The following is a 15679-nucleotide window of genomic DNA, read 5'->3' as shown; positions in this document are numbered from 1 at the left end:
CCCCTGCCTATGCCGTCACCTCTGTGACGTATGCCGGCGCGTACGCCGCCCCGGGTGTGGTGGGTCTCAGGCACGGGTCACCTCCGTGGTGTCGCCGAGGACGATCCGGGCGAGGTTGGTCAGGGAGACCGAGCCCGGGCTGAAGTAGTCGCTGTGGCCGCCCTTTCCGGCGGCGAAGACCCGGGCGCCGAAGGCCGGGGAGACCGGGTCGGTGCCGAAGCCGACGGTGACGCCGAAAAGATTGCTCCTGACGTGGGGGACCTCGCCGACCCAGTCGTCCTTGCCCCTGGCCGCCCAGACCCGGGCGGGGGTGTGCAGGGCCGGGGCGGTGCCGGTGCCCGTGCCGGGGCTGCCGACGAGGGCCAGGTCGTCGATGTCCAGGTGGGCGGCGGCCCTCGCGCAGACGACCGTGCCGTAGGAATGGCAGACGAGGGAGACGGTGGTGTCGCCGGCGACGACACCCCGGAGCCGGCCTATGAACGCGCGCAGGTCGGGGGCCGCTTCGTCGGCCCTGCCGGTGGTCAGGACCGTGGTGCTGACGGTGTCCGGGGTGCGGTAGCCGAGCCAGGCGACCACCGCGGTCCGGGTGCCGTGGGCAGCGGTGCCGGTGAGCTGCCGCCGCAGGGACGCCGCCGTCGCCCGGAAGCGGTCGTAGGTGTCCAGGGAGGTGTCGGAGCCGGGGACCAGGACGGCCACATGGTCGGCGCGGGCGAGGTCGCCGAAGACCTCCGTCGCCCTTCCGGTGCCCCGGCCGTCGAAGGTCAGCAGGTGGCGGTTCGGGGCGGCCAGCTCCCGGTCCGCCGCGGCGCGGTGGCTGTCGCCGTGGGCCGCGGCCATGCGGGCGGCCTCGGCGGCGACGGCGCTGTTGGCGGCGTAGATCTCGTCGAGGTTGGTGGCGGTGGGCTTCGGGAGGGTCGCGGGGAGCGGGGCCGGGATCTCCGGGCGGGCGGCGGCGGAGAGCGGGACCACCACCGCGGCGGTGATGACGGTGGCGAGGAGGGCCCGGCGCCAACGAGGGGAGCGCCGGTCCTCTCCCCTGTCCTGCCGCGCGTCACGGCGGCGGCGCTCGAGCCGGCCCCTCCAGCTGCTCCCCACGGTCCCCGCCCCTTCCCCTGCGGACACGCCCGGCCATCGGGCCTGCCTGCAAAGGAAGTTACGGAGCCACGGCTGTCGTCCGCGTCACGCCAGGGAGCTCTTTGGCGCCGTAGCTCTCAGGTATTACGGGTATCACCGGGAGGGGCGGACACAGCACCCAGGAGGGGCGGAAACGGCTGCCGGGGCCCGCCGTCACCACGCCAACTGCGCGATCTCCTCCGCCACCACCGCGCACGCGTCCGCCGCCGGGTCGATCAGCGGGAAGTGGCCGACGTCCTCCAGCAGGGTCAGACCGACCACCTCGCCCGCCTTGGCCGCCGCGTCCGCGTACGCCTCGGCGACCGCCTGCGGGACGACCGTGTCGCTGCGGCCCTGGACGAGGGTCGTCGCGATGCCGGTGGGCAGCAGCAGAGCCGGGTCGGCGTACGGCACGCGCGCGCTGAACCCCTCCTCACCGCCCAGGAGTTGACGGCACGCCCCGCCGCACACGTCCAGCTTGTCGGCGACCGTGAAGTCGGCGATCGGGGCGAGGGCGACGACCCCGCGCAGGGGTGCCGGCCGGTCGATGCGCCACGCGGCGTCGGCCGGCAGGAGGTGCCGGGCCGCGGCCCACAGCGCGAGGTGGCCGCCCGCGGAGTGACCGGTGACCACCATGCGGCGCGGATCGGCCTGCGGGAGGAACTCCCGCACGAACCCGGGAAGCGCGTCCATCGCGGCGGCCACGTCGTCGAAGGTCTCGGGCCAGCGCCCGGCGACGGGGCCGCCGTCACCAGCGCCGGCGGCAGCGTCCTGCCCCGGAAGGGAGACCCCGCCCCGCCGGTACTCCACATTGGCCACCGCGAATCCCCGCCGGGCCAGGAAGTCCGCGAACGGTGTCACATGCCGCCGGTCGTACGGCGCCCGCCACGCCCCGCCGTGCAGGACGACCACCAGTGGCGCGAGACCGCCCCCGGGGGACACCGCCACGCGCGGGGCGTAGAAGTCGATCACCTGGTCGGGATCGTCGCCGTACGCCGCGGTGGCGTCGGGGTCGACCGCCGGGTGCGAGAAGGCCGACTCCTCCTCGGCCACGGCACGGGCTTCGGCCACGGCACGGGCTTCTGCGGCGTCGTCCGGCATGCTCCAACCTCTCAGCGCTGAAACGTATCTGACGGACCGTGAAGCATCCTGGAGGAGAATCCGGCCGTTGGCCGGGACGCTATCAGGCCGATGACGTGCCCGGACGCGGCGGTGGCGGCGACGAAGGCCGGGGTGTACGTCACCCCGGCCCGACACCACGACACACCTGTCAGCGGACGAGCGTCTCCCCCAGCACCCGAGCCAGCACCCGCGCCGCCCGCTCCACGTCCGCGAACCCGACGTACAACGGCGTGAAGCCGAACCGCAGCACGTCCGGGTGCCGGAAGTCGCCCACCACACCCCGCTCGACGAGCCGCTTCATCACCTCGCCCGCGTCCGCGCAGCGCAGCGCGACCTGGCTGCCCCGCTGCCCGTGGGCCAGCGGGGTCACGCACTCGACGCGGCCCTCGTCGACGTACGACGAGACGCACTCCAGGAAGAAGTCCGTCAGGGCGAGGGACTTGGCGCGCACCGACTCGACCGAGACCCCGTCCCAGACCTCCAGCGCCGCCTCCAGCGCGAGCATGGAGAGGATGTCGGGAGTGCCGACGCGGCCCCGCAGCGCACCCTCGGCGGGAACGTAGGACGGGCTCATGCCGAAGGGGTCGGCGTGCGAGGTCCATCCCGGCAGCGGGGAGTCGAAGCGGTCCTGGTGTTCGCGGCGCACATAGAGGTACGCCGGTGAACCGGGGCCGCCGTTCAGGTACTTGTAGGTGCAGCCGACGGCGAGGTCGACGCCGTGCGCGTCGAGACCGACCGGCAGGGCGCCCGCGCTGTGGCACAGGTCCCAGACGGCGATCGCGCCCGCCGCGTGCACGGCGGCCGTGAGACCGGGCAGGTCGTGCAGGCGTCCGGTGCGGTAGTCGACGTGGTTGAGCAGGACGGCCGCCGTACGGCCGCTCAGCGCGCCCGGCACCTCGGCCGGGGTCACCGCCCGCAGGGTGCAACCCGTCATCCGGGCCGCGGACTCGGCGATGTAGCCGTCCGTGGGGAAGGTGGTCGCGTCGACGACCACCTCGTCACGACCGGCAGCCGGGCCGCCCGCGAGCCGCACCGCACCCACGAGTGCCTTGAAGACGTTGACACTGGTCGAGTCGCCGACCACGATCTGCCCGGCCTCCGCCCCGACCAGCGGGGCGATCCGGTCGCCGATCCGCTCGGGTGCACTCCACCAGCCGCTCTCGTCCCAGGACCGGATCCGCAAGGACCCCCACTGGCGGCGTACGACATCCTCGACGCGCCTTGGGACGGCGGCCGGGAGCGCGCCCAGCGAGTTGCCGTCCAGGTACACCACGTCGTCGAGGACGAACTGCGCGCGCAGGCGCGCCAGTTCGTCGCCTGCATCCAACTCCTGTGCCTTAAAGGCGAGTTCAGACATGGGACCGCGCCGTCCACAGCTCCGGGAACACGTTCTTCTGCGCGCGCTTCTCCAGCCAGGCCACCCCGGCGGAGCCGCCGGTGCCGGTCTTGGAGCCCATCGCGCGGCGGGTGGCGACGAGATGGTCGTTGCGCCAGCGCCACACCAGCTCGGCGACATCCGTCAACGCCTCGCCCAGGCGGGCGAGTTCGTCGTGCTCGGGGCCGGAGTAGAGAGCCGTCCAGGCGGCCTCGACCTCCTGCGACGGCTCGTACCGGCGTGAGACGTCCCGGTTCAGGACAGCGGAGGGGATCGCGTGCCCGCGCCGGGCGAGCAGCCGCAGCACCTCGTCGTACAGGCTCGGCTCGTGCAGCGCCTTCTCCAGCTCGGCGTGGACGCGGGGCGCGCCCCGGTGCGGGACGAGCATGGACGCGGACTTGTCGCCGAGCAGGAACTCCATGCGCCGGTACATCGCCGACTGGAAGCCGGAGCCCTCGCCGAGCGCCGAGCGGTAGGAGTTGAACTGCGCGGGCGTCAGCTGGCCGAGCGGCTTCCAGGACGCGTTCAGCGCCTCCAGCTCCCGCACGGAACGCTTCAGCGCGGCAACGGCCGTGGGCACGTCGTCGGAGCGCAGCGCGGCCGCCGCGGTCTCCCACTCGTGCACGATGACGGTGAACCACAGCTCCATGACCTGGGTCGTGACCAGGAAGACCATCTCTCCGGGATCGTCGGAGAGGGTGTGCTGGAGGTGGGTGAGCACGTCCGCCTTGACGTAGTCCTCGTACGGCGTCGTGCCTTGGAAGTCGAGATGCGGGGTCTCCGGCTCGTACGTTTCCTGAGCCTCGTGGGACGACATCGCTGTCTCCTGTGTACTCCGGGTAGCGGTCCGCCCTGCCGTTACCGACACGGGGCCCCGGTCCCCGCCGGGCATCCTCTTCCATGCTCCCCGGAAATGGCAAGGCCCGCCTGGTCACACAGGCGGGCCCGGAGAACGGTGACGGATCAGCCCAGCGTCTCGGCCGCCGTGAGCGAGGAGTCCTTCAGGAACTGCGTGCAGCGCTCGTACTCCTCCTGCTCGCCGATGGCACCCGCGGCACGGGCGAGGGCGTGCAGGGCGCGCAGGAAGCCGCGGTTCGGCTCGTGCTCCCAGGGCACCGGGCCGTGCCCCTTCCAGCCGCTGCGGCGCAGCGAGTCCAGGCCGCGGTGGTAGCCCGTACGGGCATAGGCGTACGACTCCACGACGCTGCCCCGGTCGAACGCCTCGTCGGCCAGCTGCGCCCAGGCCAGCGAGGAGGTCGGGTACTTCGCGGCGACGTCCGCGGGGGCGGTGCCGTTCGCCAGGAGCTCACGCGGCTCCGGGTCGTCGGGGAGGTGAGTCGGGGGCGGGCCCCCGAGAAGGTTCTCGTGAATGGACATGGGTCCAGTGTCCCTCGCCGGGGACGGCTTGCCCGCTACGGGTCCGTGGGGGCCGGTGGCGCAGACGCGGCGGAGCCGCCCCGAACCGTGGGTACAGCTCGACATGCCTCACTGCACCCGCCCAGGGGCGCGGGACCGTATCGATATGCGGCTCCGCACGGGCGACCAGCCACAACACACCTGCAGCCGCTCTACGACAGTCGCCCCCGTGTCCTCTCCCCCTCCAGCGGCGGCGACAGCACGGCCCCGTACGTACGGCACTCCGGCCGACGACACCCCGGCGGCAGCGACCGTACCGTCGCGAAGGCCACCACAGACCCCACCACGAGCACCCCCGCGCACACCGCCATCGCCCGCTCGAACGCACTGTCGAACGCCGTGGGCGACCGGTACGCCTCCTCCCCCATCCCCGTGACCAGCGGCAGTGCGGCCACCGCGATCAGGCCCGCCGCCCGGGCGGCCGCGTTGTTGATGCCGCTGGCCAGCCCGGCCCGCGAGGCGTCCACCGAGCCCAGCACGGTCGCCGTCAACGGGGCGACCAGCGTGACCATGCCGGTGCCGAGGACCAGGAGGGCCGGGACCACATCCAGCAGGTACGACGCCCCCGGCCCGACCCGCAGCATCAGCAGCATCCCCGCCGCGCACAGCAGCGGGCCCACGGTGAGCGGGATGCGCGGCCCGATGCGGTCGGCCAGGGCGCCCGAGCGGGCGGAGAACAGCAGCATCAGGACGGTCGTCGGCAGCAGGGCCGTACCGGCCTGGAGGGCCGAGTAGCCGACCACCACCTGGAGCTGGACGGCACCCAGGAAGAAGAACCCGCCGAAGGCCCCGTACACGCACAGGGTCACCAGGTTGACCGCGGTGAACTGCCGGGACGCGAAGATCCCGAGCGGCATCATCGGATCGGGGCGCCGCTTCTCCACGGCGACGAAGGCCACCCCTGCGGCCACGCCCGCGACCGCCGTGACGGCGACCAACACGAACCCGGAACGCGCCTCGATCAGCGCATACGTCACCAGCGCGAGCGCCAGCGCGCCCAGGACCGCGCCGAGCACGTCGAAGCGCCCGTGGTCGGACCGGCCGTCCGCCGACTCCGGCACGTGCCGTACGGCGATCGGCGCGCACAGCAGGGCCAGCGGGACGTTGAGCAGGAACACCCAGCGCCAGCCCGGCCCGTCCACCAGCCAGCCGCCCACGAAGGGGCCGACGGCCGCCCCGACACCGCCGAACCCGGACCACAGGCCGACGGCCCGGCCCCGGTCGTCGGGGTGGAAGGAGGCCTGGATCAGGGCCAGGGACCCCGGTGTGAGCAGGGCGCCGCCCACCCCCTGGAGGGCCCGGGCGGCGACGAGGACGCCCACGTTCGGGGCGAGGCCGCACAGCAGGGAGGCGGCCGCGAACCACACCACCCCGACCACGAAGACCCTGCGGCGGCCGTACCGGTCCCCGAGGGAACCCCCGAGCAGGATCAGCCCGGCCAGCGTCAGCATGTACGCGTTGACCGTCCACTGGAGGGAGGCGAGGTCGGCGTCCAGGTCACGGCCGATGGCCGGCAGGGCGACGTTGACGACGGTCGAGTCCAGCAGCGCCATGCTGGAGCCGAGGACGGTGGTGAGCAGGATCCACTTGCCTTGCGGCGAGGCCAGCCGGACGTCGGACATGACCCCAGGTATACAGCGAGCCCGGTGCCGTGGCACCGGGCTCACCGCAATCGGCCTCAGCGGGCCTTACTTGATCTTCGTGCCCGCCGAGCGCAGGTTCTGCGTCGCCTCGACGACACGGGCGGCCATCGAAGCCTCGGCCAGCTTGCCCCAGGTCCGCGGGTCGTAGGTCTTCTTGGAGCCGACCTCGCCGTCGACCTTCAGGACGCCGTCGTAGTTGCGGAACATGTGATCGGCGACCGGACGCGTGAAGGCGTACTGGGTGTCGGTGTCGATGTTCATCTTGACGACGCCGTTCTCCAGCGCGGTGCGGATCTCCTCCTCCGTGGAGCCGGAGCCGCCGTGGAAGACGAAGTCGAACGGCTGGGACCCGGCCGGCTTGCCGAACTTGGCGGCCACGCCGTCGTTCAGCTCCTTCAGCAGGTCGGGGCGGAGCACGACGTTGCCCGGCTTGTACACGCCGTGGACGTTGCCGAAGGACGCGGCCAGCAGGTAGCGGCCCTTCTCACCGAGACCGAGCGCCTCCGCGGTACGGATCGCGTCGTCGACCGTCGTGTAGAGGGAGTCGTTGATCTCGTGGGTGACGCCGTCCTCCTCGCCGCCGGTCGGGGTGATCTCGACCTCGAGGATGATCTTCGCGGCGCGGGCGCGCTCCAGGAGCTCCTGGGCGATGGAGAGGTTGTCGGCGAGGGTCTCCGCCGAGCCGTCCCACATGTGCGACTGGAACAGCGGGTTGCGGCCGGCCTTGACGCGCTCCTCGGACACGGCGAGCAGCGGGCGTACGTACCCGTCGAGCTTGTCCTTGGGGCAGTGGTCGGTGTGCAGGGCGACGGTGACCGGGTACTTCTCGGCGACGATGTGCGCGAACTCGGCGAGGGCCACGGAACCCGTGACCATCTCCTTGCTGTACTGGCCGCCCAGGAACTCGGCCCCGCCGGTCGAGATCTGGATGATGCCGTCGCTCTCGGCCTCAGCGAAGCCGCGCAGCGCAGCGTGCAGGGTCTGGGTCGAGGTCACGTTGATGGCCGGGTAGGCGAACTTGCCTGCCTTCGCCCGGTCGAGCATCTCGTTGTAGACCTCGGGGGTTGCGATGGGCATCTGTCCGCTCCTTGTATCTGCGGGTTGGCGTACTGGGTGCTTACGGCCCTGACCTAGACCTTGTGTGGGGGTTCGACGTCATCGTCGGCCTCATCTTTCCAGACTTGGCCGGATGGTCCATCCCGCGATCGGTCCGTGGTCAGTCCAGGCCCAGCTCGTCCTTCGAGTACGCGAAGAGGTACGGCACTCCCGCGCCCTGCTCGATCTTCTCCGCGGCGCCCGTCGCCCGGTCCACGATCGTCGCGACCGCGACGACCTCCGCGCCCGCCTCGCGCACGGCCGCGACCGCTTCGAGCGGGGAGCCACCGGTAGTGGAGGTGTCCTCGACGACCACGACCCGGCGGCCCGCGATGTCGGGGCCCTCCACGCGCCGCTGCATGCCGTGCGCCTTGGCCGCCTTGCGCACGACGAACGCGTCCAGGCGCTTCCCGCGCGCGGCGGCCGCGTGCAGCATGGCGCCGGCGACCGGGTCGGCGCCCATCGTCAGGCCGCCGACCGCGTCGAACTCCAGGTCCGCGGTCAGGTCCAGCAGCACCTGTCCGACCAGCGGGGCCGCCGCGCCGTCGAGGGTGACGCGGCGCAGGTCGACGTAGTAGTCGGCCTCCAGGCCCGAGGACAGGGTCACCTTGCCGTGCACCACGGCCTTGTCGAGAATCTGCTGCTTCAGGGCGGCGCGTGCGTCAGTCATGCCTGTCAGCTTAGAGGCGGCGCCAGCTCCAGGTCGTCGAGGCCTCCAGCGGCTCCAGGGGTGTGACCAGGCGCGGCAGGGTGTTCAGGCCGTTGGGCGGCCCGGTCTGCGGCTCCACGCAGACGGCGGCCTCCTGCTCGTCGTAGACCACGACCCATTCCTCGCGGCTGGCGACCTTCAGCTCCAGCTGTCCGGGCCAGGTGAGCGTGACGTCGACACCGCCGGGCATGCCGAAGCAGTCGTCCCAGGGGCCCGGCTTCGGCTCGAGGCGGTTGCCGGTGGGCAGGTGGTCGTCGCCGCGCTCCTCCTGCCAGGCGGCGGTGAAGTCGAGCCGCACGGGCTCGCCGCCGTCGAGGGTGCGGTTGAACCAGGGGTGCCAGCCGATCTGGGCCGGGAAGGAGGAGTCGTACGTCTCCACGGACATCGTCAGGGTCAGGGCGTCCGGGGTGAGTGCCGCGATCTGGGTGACGCGGCCCGCGTAGGGCCAGGGCTCGACGAGGTCGTACGTGAGGACCGCCTCGTCGGCGCTGCTGCGGGCGACGGTCCAGGCGCCGTCGCGGGCCGTGCCGTGGATGGCGTGCGGCGGGGAGTTGAGCGGCAGCTGGCGGACGTCGGCCCCGTCACGGAACCGTCCGTCCCGGGTGCGACCGCACCAGGGGACCATCGGGAAACAGCCGAACCGCTCGCCCTGGCGCAGCAGTTGGACGCCTCCGACTCGAAGTCCCCCGACCCGTCCGCCGTTTCCCGGCTGCAAGGTCACTTCCGCGTCGCCCGCGGTCAGTGTGATGTCTTCTTGGCTCACGGGACGACCCTACTCAACGGCGTTTTCTCAGGGCCCTTCCCACCACGATCGCCGATGCCAGGGCCACCGCCGCCGCGGGGGCCGCCCAGCGCAGGGGCAGGCTCGAGGCGACCGTCTGTGGAGCGGGGACGGGGGCGTAGCGGCCTCTCGGGGGCGCGTGGTCGACCTCTTCCGCGCTGCGGCCGATCATCGTGCGGCGGGCGTGGGCGGCCTCGGCCGGGGGATGGACGGGCTCCGTGAAGTCCTCGACGAGGGGGGCGGGGGGCTCTTCGGGGGTGTCCACGGCCTCCGGCGTCTCGGAAGCCTCCTCGGTTTCCACCGGCTCCGCCGGCGCCGCCCGCTCCGGTTCCTCCGTCGTCTCGCCCAGCGCCTCCGCGAAACGGTTCAGCAGGCGTACGACCGCGGAGCCCACCGCGTCCTGGGGAAGTTCGGTGACGCGCCCGTCCGCCGTGGCCGTGCCGTCGAAGGTGAGGGTCGTGCCGCCGTCCGTTTCGCGCAGGCGCAGAGTGAGGGCGAGCTTGACCGAGCCGGTGCCGCGGGTCTCGCCGGCCTCGCCCTCGACGGCGTAGGAACCGTCGTCCCGGGCCACGACGTGTGCCGTGCCCCGGTAGGTGATGGAGTGGCTGCCGACCCGCACCTTCAGGCGCCCGGTGACGGGGTCCGCGCCGGCGTCCTGCTGGAGCCCGGGGACCGCTCGGGCCACCCTGACGGGGTCCCCCAGGGTCTGCCTCAGCCGCTCGACCGGAACCGGAACGAACACCTCATGCTCCATGGTTGCCGAGCCTACCCAGGGGCGACGGTCCTGCACCCCCGTTGGTGGAAAGTGACAGCGCCGTTCCGTCCCGCGGCGCGGATCAGTAGCGCGGATGCACCAATGTGGACGCCCCGAGGCCCCGGATCCTGGTCGCCTGTGCCGCCCGCACCGCCGCCCGCAGGGACTCCTCCGTCAGGGTCGTCGGCCGGGGCCCCCGGGGGGCAAGGGCCAGTGCCGGGCGCGGTCCCCGCGACGCCAGCACGAAGCCCCAGTCGCGGGGGGCGCGGGACGCCCCGGCCGTGCGGGCGGGTCCCGCGGCCAAGCCGGAGTCGCGGCCACCGACGCGGTAGGGCGTGGTGCGCAGGCCCGCCGCGCGCACGGTGGCCTCCACCGTCCAGAAGACACGGGGGCGGGAGGCGACCGGCCCGGCGTGCACGACGAGACGGCCGCGGGGGGCCAGGACGCGGCGGACGAGGCCGTAGAACTCCTCCGAGTACAGCTTGGCGCTCGCGGTGCCACCGGGGTCGGGCAGGTCGGCGATCACCACGTCGTACGAGGGCACGGGCGCCGGCGTCCGCAGCCGGCGGAAGGCGTCCGCCGTACTGACGTGGAGGCGGGCGTCGCCGTAGACGTGGCTATTGAGCCGGGAGAGCGCCGGGTCGTGGCGGGCCAGGTCGACCACCGCGGGGTCCAGTGCCACGATGTCGACCCGCCGCACCCCGGAGTACCTGAGCACCTCGCGGGCGGCGAGGCCGTCGTCGCCGCCGAGGACGAGCACGCGCGCGTGGGGGCCGTCCATCGCGGGGTGGACGAGGGCCTCGTGATAGCGGTCCTCGTCGCGGCCGCCGACCCTCAGACGGCCGTCGACGTAGAGGTCGAGGGGGCGGCCGCCGGTGCCGCCGGTGAGGGCGATCTCCCGGACGCCGGTCTGCAGGGCGACGCGCACGTCCTTGCCGTAGACCGCCTCCCGCGCGGCCCGCTCGAAGTCGTCGACGAGGACGGTGGCGGTGGCGAGGACGCCGAGCACGGCGAGGTTGGCGACCAGCAGCAGCCAGCGGGCCCGGCGGGTCAGGTCGCGGCGGAACAGGCCGAGGACCAGGGCGCCGCCCGCGACCGCGTTGACCGCGCCGGTGAGCATCGCGCCGGTCAACTGGCCCAGCAGGGGCAGCAGGAGGAACGGGAAGGCCAGGCCGCCGACCAGGGCGCCGACGTAGTCCGCGGCGAACAGGTCGGCCACCGCGCCGCCGGCGTCCTGGCGGCGGATGCGCTGGATCAGCTCCATCAGCAGGGGGACCTCGGCGCCGATGAGCAGCCCGATGGCCAGGGAGAAGGCGACCAGGAGCCAGCGCGGGCCGCTCGCCCACAGCCCGCCCCAGTCACCGGTCCACGCGAACACGGCGTACAGCGCCATCGCGCTGCACCCGCCGACCAGTGCGAGGAGCGCCTCGATCGCGCCGAAGGCGGCCGCCGCGTGCCGGCGCAGCCGCTTGGCGAGCAGCGAGCCGATGCCCATCGCGAAGACCATGACGGACAGCACCACGGACGCCTGGGTGACCGAGTCGCCGGTCAAGTACGAGGCGAGAGCGACCAGTTCGAGCTCGTACACCAGTCCGCAGGCCGCACAGACGAAGACGCACGCGAGCACGAAAAACCGCCCGGTGCGCTGCCGGACCGGCAGCCGCGCGGGCCCGGCCCAGGAGGGCGGAGCGCCGGGTGGGGCGGGGGCGTGCGGCTCGATCACGATGCGACGTTACGTCACGGCTCCGGCACGCTTCGTCACCCACACGTGTGGAACCGGGAGTGAACCGGGGAAACAGGGGTTTGTGTCGCTCAACCCGACGTCCCGTCGCTCAACCCGTCGTCCCGTCGCTCAACCCGTCGTCCCCACCGGGACCCTGACCCCGACGCGGGTCCGCGTGGCCACCAACTGTCCGTCCTGCGGATACGCGTGCCAGGTCCGCCAGTGCACCTGCCCCTCGTGCCACTGGGCCAGCAGCGCGGTGAACGCGTGGGGGCTGCCGGGAAAGACGCCGGCGAGGCCGTGCGGATGGTCGGACACCAGCGCGAGCAACTCCTGTGCCCGGCCCGCGAACTCGCCCGGTGACAGGACCTCCACGCGCGCGGCGAACTCGTACTCCCAGTTCCCCACCCGCTTGGCCACGCCCAGCGGCAGCGGCGTACTGCTGCCGGCGATGCACGCCACCGTCTCCGAGCAGGTGCCCCGGTCCTCCTCCAGGAGCACTTGGTGGGACGCGCCGAGGAGTCTCAACTGCAGCTTTGTCCCGCCGATCTCGAGGTCGAGCTCGGCGAGGGCGGGCAGCGGTTCACGCCCCAGGGCCCAGGCGAGGTCGGCCGCGCGCGTGTCGGTGTACGAGGTGTTCAGGGTCGTGAGCATGGGTCGGCTCCGCTAGCACGCAAAGAAAGGGTGGTGTGGGGTACCGGCGCACCCGGGCGACTGTGGGGGGATCGGCCCGGTCAGCCCAGTCGGGAGGTCAGGAGGTGTCCGCAGGACGTCCGAGGGGCTGCGTTGGTGGTGTAGAGGGAATCATGAACGGCGGTGCCGTCACAGGGTTTTTACCCAACTTCGGGGGGTTTCCATCCCTGCGTGGGCTCCCCAGCTCAACTGTTCAACCACGGCGCACGCCACGGCGGCCGGAGCGTGCGCCGGAGCACCGGAGTTGAAAAAACGACAAGCGGGGGCGGGCGGCCCGACCCAGGTCCGGCCCCACGCCCCCGCGTTCCCCCGCTCCCCCGGTTTCGGATGCGGTTCCCCCTGCGGAGCTCAGCTGCCCCGTGTCAGCTGCCTCCCCCGCATCCGCCCCCGCCGCCGCAGGACGACCCGCCACCACAGGACGACCCGCTGCTGCAGGACGACCCGCCGCCGCAGGAGTGACCGCCGTGGTGGCCGCCGCCACCGGAGTCCGATCCGCCGCCGTCTCCCCCGGCCCACCAGCTGCCGCCGGCCGCCCCCGCACTGCCGCCGCCGCTGTGGGCCCGCATACGCCGACGCGTCGAGCCGTTCCGGAACACCGTGGCCACCACACCCGCAAGGCACAGGACCACGACCAGGAACACCACCAGGATGAAGCCGAAGACCATGGCTCACCCTCCTTCCGTTACCCCCTCGAAGCGACCCCCCGTGGGCGCCTCGCCGGTTGCGTGAGCTGGAGATGCCCTTCCGTCTCACGGGCCAAAGCAGAGTTGAGGAACTCCAGAGCTTGGGCGCAGGATGACCGGCATGACTTCCAGCGCGCGCCCCCTGCTCAACCGCCGCCTCGCCGAGTTCGGGACGACGATCTTCGCCGAGATGTCCGCCCTTGCTCTGCGGACCGGCTCGATCAACCTGGGGCAGGGGTTCCCCGACACGGACGGCCCCGAGGAGGTCAGGGAGGCGGCCGTGCGGGCGCTGCGCGACGGACGCGGCAACCAGTACCCGCCGGGCCCGGGCGTCCCGGAGCTGCGCACGGCGGTCGCCGCGCACCAGGAGCACCGCTACGGCCTGGCCTACGACCCCGACACCGAGGTGCTGGTCACGGTCGGCGCCACGGAGGCCATCGCCGCCGCCCTGCTCGCGCTGGTGGAGCCGGGTGACGAGGTCGTCGCGTTCGAGCCGTACTACGACTCCTACGCGGCCTGCATCGCGATGGCGGGCGGGACCAGGGTCCCGGTCACCCTGCGGCCGCACGACGGCAGCTTCCGCCTGGACCTCGACGAACTGCGCGCCGCGGTCACCGACCGGACCCGCCTGCTCCTCATCAACACCCCGCACAACCCCACCGGCACGGTCCTCACCCGCGAGGAGCTGACGGCGATCGCCGAGCTGGCCGTGGAGCGGGACCTGCTGGTGGTCACGGACGAGGTGTACGAGCACCTGGTGTTCGACGACGCCGAGCACCTCCCCCTCGCGACCTTCCCGGGGATGCGGGAGCGCACGGTCTCCATCGGCTCCGCCGGCAAGACGTTCTCCTTCACCGGCTGGAAGGTCGGCTGGATCACGTCGACGCCCGGCCTGGTCTCCGCGGTCCGCTCGGCGAAGCAGTTCCTGACGTACGTGTCCTCCGGCCCCTTCCAGTACGCGGTCGCCGAGGCGCTCGCCCTCCCCGACAGCTACTTCGCCGCCTTCCGCGAGGACATGCTGGCCAAGCGTGACCTGCTGGCGGCGGGCCTCGCGGACGCGGGCTTCAAGGTCTTCAAGCCGGCCGGCACGTACTTCGTCACCACCGACATCCGCCCCCTCGGCGAGAGCGACGGCTTCGCCTTCTGCCGCGCCCTGCCGGAACGCGCGGGCGTCGTCGCCATCCCGAACGCGGTCTTCTACGACCACCGCGAGGAGGGGGCGCCATTCGTACGGTTCGCGTTCTGCAAGCGCACGGAAGTCCTGACGGACGCGACGGAACGACTCCGCAAGGCATTCGCCCGCTGACCAGGTCGCCGTTGCCGACCCGCCGCAGCACGCTGTCGTGCTGGTAGTTGCCCCCTTCGGCGTCCGCTGCACCCTCGCCGACGTAGACGGGCTTTCCACTCCTTGGGACGAGGGGTGAGGTTCTTGACACTGATTCGGAGTCCATCGTCTGCGCTCCGCCTCTCGTTTCCGGGTCCGGTCAACAGACCGGCCGCCACCGCGGTCCATGGCAAGCCCGCGTCCTACACCGCAACAGGGGGCAATGCGCTCGCTCACGCCCTTGCTGGGCGCTGCCAAGAACGCCCTCCCGTCATGGCCAGGTGCGCTCGACGCGGTCGTGTCGAACGGCGTAGGCCGCCGGGCCGCCCTTCTCGACGGCCTGGTGGATCGCATCACGGAGTGCAACGCGACGTCCGACCATCTCGACGCTGCGAAGCTGCTGGTTGTCCAGGTAGAACAGCACCGCCTCACGGATCTCCAGGTCCCGGGTCTTGATCCGCCCGTCCTTCGACAGCGGAACCCAGGACCGGGCAAGACCGTAAGTGATCCATCCCGCAGGCCCTGAGTCCTTCCGCGACACGGCGACCGAGGTTCCGGTCGAGGAAGAACTCAGGCGGCAAGGTGCACCACGGCCCGGCAGAGGGCGTCCACCTGCTCAGGCGTCATGTCGTAGTCGTACGCGATGTCCTCGACGGTCTCCCCGGCCTCCCACAGGTCGGTGATGGCCTGGACCGTGACGCGGTTGGCGGCCACCACGGGGAGACCGTGGCCGAACCGTGGATCGATCACGACCGGCACGGAGTCCGGGTACTGCCTCAGCCGCAGGCTGGACGGGAAGTCGTCGCCCGGCTCCCAGGTCAGGTAGCGGAGATAGTCCGAGACCACTTCCTGGATGGGCACCTGGCCGTCGCGAGCTCTGCGGAGATCCCCCCAACCGTGCGCGATGAAGATGTCCACGCCGTCCGTGGCGATCCGTTCGGACACGAGGCCGTAGGGGGTGTCGAAGGCATCCCGGACGGCAGCGGCCGCCTCCCTGATCTCGCTCATGCGGAGCCCCAAGGAGCGCAGAGAACGAAGGACGTGCGCCTCGGCCACCGCGATGAACGGCACCGACGGCTGCCCCCTCCGTGCCGGCTCGACCTGGTGGACAAGGGGTGCTCCGGCGGCCTTGGCCTTCAGCCACGAGGTGAGAGTCGACTGCGGAATCTCAAGGTAGGAGGCGGTCTCCGCGGGCGTCAGCAGCCCGTCCTTGAACCTGTCGGCCATGCCCCACCTCCTCCTGGCGCC

Annotated in this window: 16 protein-coding genes; 1 reads left to right on the top strand and 15 read right to left on the bottom strand. The window is 72.4% G+C overall.

What is annotated here, in order from left to right:
• Window positions 1-66 precede the first annotated feature (66 nt).
• The 13 genes from ACZ39I_RS22385 to ACZ39I_RS22325 form a co-directional block, all read right to left on the bottom strand.
• Window positions 67-1095 carry an alpha/beta hydrolase gene (locus ACZ39I_RS22385; protein WP_467246079.1) on the bottom strand — a complete coding sequence of 343 codons (1029 nt, stop codon included), beginning with the start codon at window positions 1093-1095 and terminating at the stop codon, window positions 67-69.
• A 192-nt stretch (window positions 1096-1287) separates the two neighbouring features.
• Window positions 1288-2214: an alpha/beta hydrolase gene (locus tag ACZ39I_RS22380; protein ID WP_467246078.1), complete on the bottom strand. Its 927-nt coding sequence runs from the start codon at window positions 2212-2214 to the stop codon at window positions 1288-1290.
• Between the two features lie 169 nt (window positions 2215-2383).
• On the bottom strand, window positions 2384-3592 hold the full coding sequence (kynU, locus tag ACZ39I_RS22375) for a kynureninase (protein WP_467246077.1): 1209 nt from the start codon (window positions 3590-3592) through the stop codon (window positions 2384-2386).
• Complete coding sequence (locus ACZ39I_RS22370; RefSeq protein WP_467246076.1) at window positions 3585-4427, bottom strand: tryptophan 2,3-dioxygenase family protein; 843 nt, start codon at window positions 4425-4427, stop codon at window positions 3585-3587. The genes kynU and ACZ39I_RS22370 overlap by 8 nt, the downstream gene beginning before the upstream one ends.
• Before the next feature lie 146 nt (window positions 4428-4573).
• Window positions 4574-4987, bottom strand: coding sequence for a DUF3151 domain-containing protein (locus tag ACZ39I_RS22365; RefSeq protein WP_352387627.1), 414 nt, complete (start codon window positions 4985-4987; stop codon window positions 4574-4576).
• A gap of 191 nt (window positions 4988-5178) precedes the next feature.
• Window positions 5179-6648, bottom strand: coding sequence for an MFS transporter (locus ACZ39I_RS22360; protein ID WP_467246075.1), 1470 nt, complete (start codon window positions 6646-6648; stop codon window positions 5179-5181).
• Between the two features lie 66 nt (window positions 6649-6714).
• On the bottom strand, window positions 6715-7746 hold the full coding sequence (gene fbaA / locus ACZ39I_RS22355) for a class II fructose-bisphosphate aldolase (protein ID WP_403656010.1): 1032 nt from the start codon (window positions 7744-7746) through the stop codon (window positions 6715-6717).
• A gap of 139 nt (window positions 7747-7885) precedes the next feature.
• Window positions 7886-8434 carry an orotate phosphoribosyltransferase gene (gene pyrE / locus ACZ39I_RS22350; RefSeq protein ID WP_467246074.1) on the bottom strand — a complete coding sequence of 183 codons (549 nt, stop codon included), beginning with the start codon at window positions 8432-8434 and terminating at the stop codon, window positions 7886-7888.
• A 10-nt stretch (window positions 8435-8444) separates the two neighbouring features.
• The gene (locus ACZ39I_RS22345; protein ID WP_467246073.1) at window positions 8445-9236 is read right to left on the bottom strand and encodes an aldose epimerase family protein; all 792 of its coding nucleotides are present in this window, start codon (window positions 9234-9236) and stop codon (window positions 8445-8447) included.
• A gap of 13 nt (window positions 9237-9249) precedes the next feature.
• Entirely contained in the window at window positions 9250-10008 is a 759-nt protein-coding gene (locus ACZ39I_RS22340; protein ID WP_467246072.1) for an SRPBCC domain-containing protein, read from the bottom strand.
• 82 nt (window positions 10009-10090) lie between these two features.
• Window positions 10091-11731, bottom strand: coding sequence for a polyamine aminopropyltransferase (locus tag ACZ39I_RS22335; protein WP_467246071.1), 1641 nt, complete (start codon window positions 11729-11731; stop codon window positions 10091-10093).
• A gap of 129 nt (window positions 11732-11860) precedes the next feature.
• Window positions 11861-12385 (bottom strand): DUF2617 family protein, encoded by a 525-nt coding sequence (locus tag ACZ39I_RS22330; protein WP_467246070.1) that lies wholly within the window; start codon window positions 12383-12385, stop codon window positions 11861-11863.
• Between the two features lie 401 nt (window positions 12386-12786).
• Window positions 12787-13089 carry a hypothetical protein gene (locus ACZ39I_RS22325; protein ID WP_467246069.1) on the bottom strand — a complete coding sequence of 101 codons (303 nt, stop codon included), beginning with the start codon at window positions 13087-13089 and terminating at the stop codon, window positions 12787-12789.
• A 130-nt stretch (window positions 13090-13219) separates the two neighbouring features.
• Here ACZ39I_RS22325 and ACZ39I_RS22320 point away from each other — a divergent pair, with 130 nt between their 5' ends.
• On the top strand, window positions 13220-14413 hold the full coding sequence (locus ACZ39I_RS22320; protein WP_467246068.1) for a pyridoxal phosphate-dependent aminotransferase: 1194 nt from the start codon (window positions 13220-13222) through the stop codon (window positions 14411-14413).
• A gap of 289 nt (window positions 14414-14702) precedes the next feature.
• On the opposite strand, the gene ACZ39I_RS22315 is transcribed toward ACZ39I_RS22320, so the two are convergent.
• Both ACZ39I_RS22315 and ACZ39I_RS22310 read right to left on the bottom strand, forming a co-directional pair.
• Window positions 14703-14972 carry a hypothetical protein gene (locus ACZ39I_RS22315; RefSeq protein WP_467246067.1) on the bottom strand — a complete coding sequence of 90 codons (270 nt, stop codon included), beginning with the start codon at window positions 14970-14972 and terminating at the stop codon, window positions 14703-14705.
• 29 nt (window positions 14973-15001) lie between these two features.
• Window positions 15002-15658 carry a DUF433 domain-containing protein gene (locus ACZ39I_RS22310; protein WP_467246066.1) on the bottom strand — a complete coding sequence of 219 codons (657 nt, stop codon included), beginning with the start codon at window positions 15656-15658 and terminating at the stop codon, window positions 15002-15004.
• Window positions 15659-15679: the final 21 nt, after the last annotated feature.

The organism is Streptomyces sp. NPDC024687, from assembly GCF_055559055.1.
Note: the sequence above shows the minus strand (reverse complement) of the source record. Positions and strands in the feature narration are given on the sequence as shown.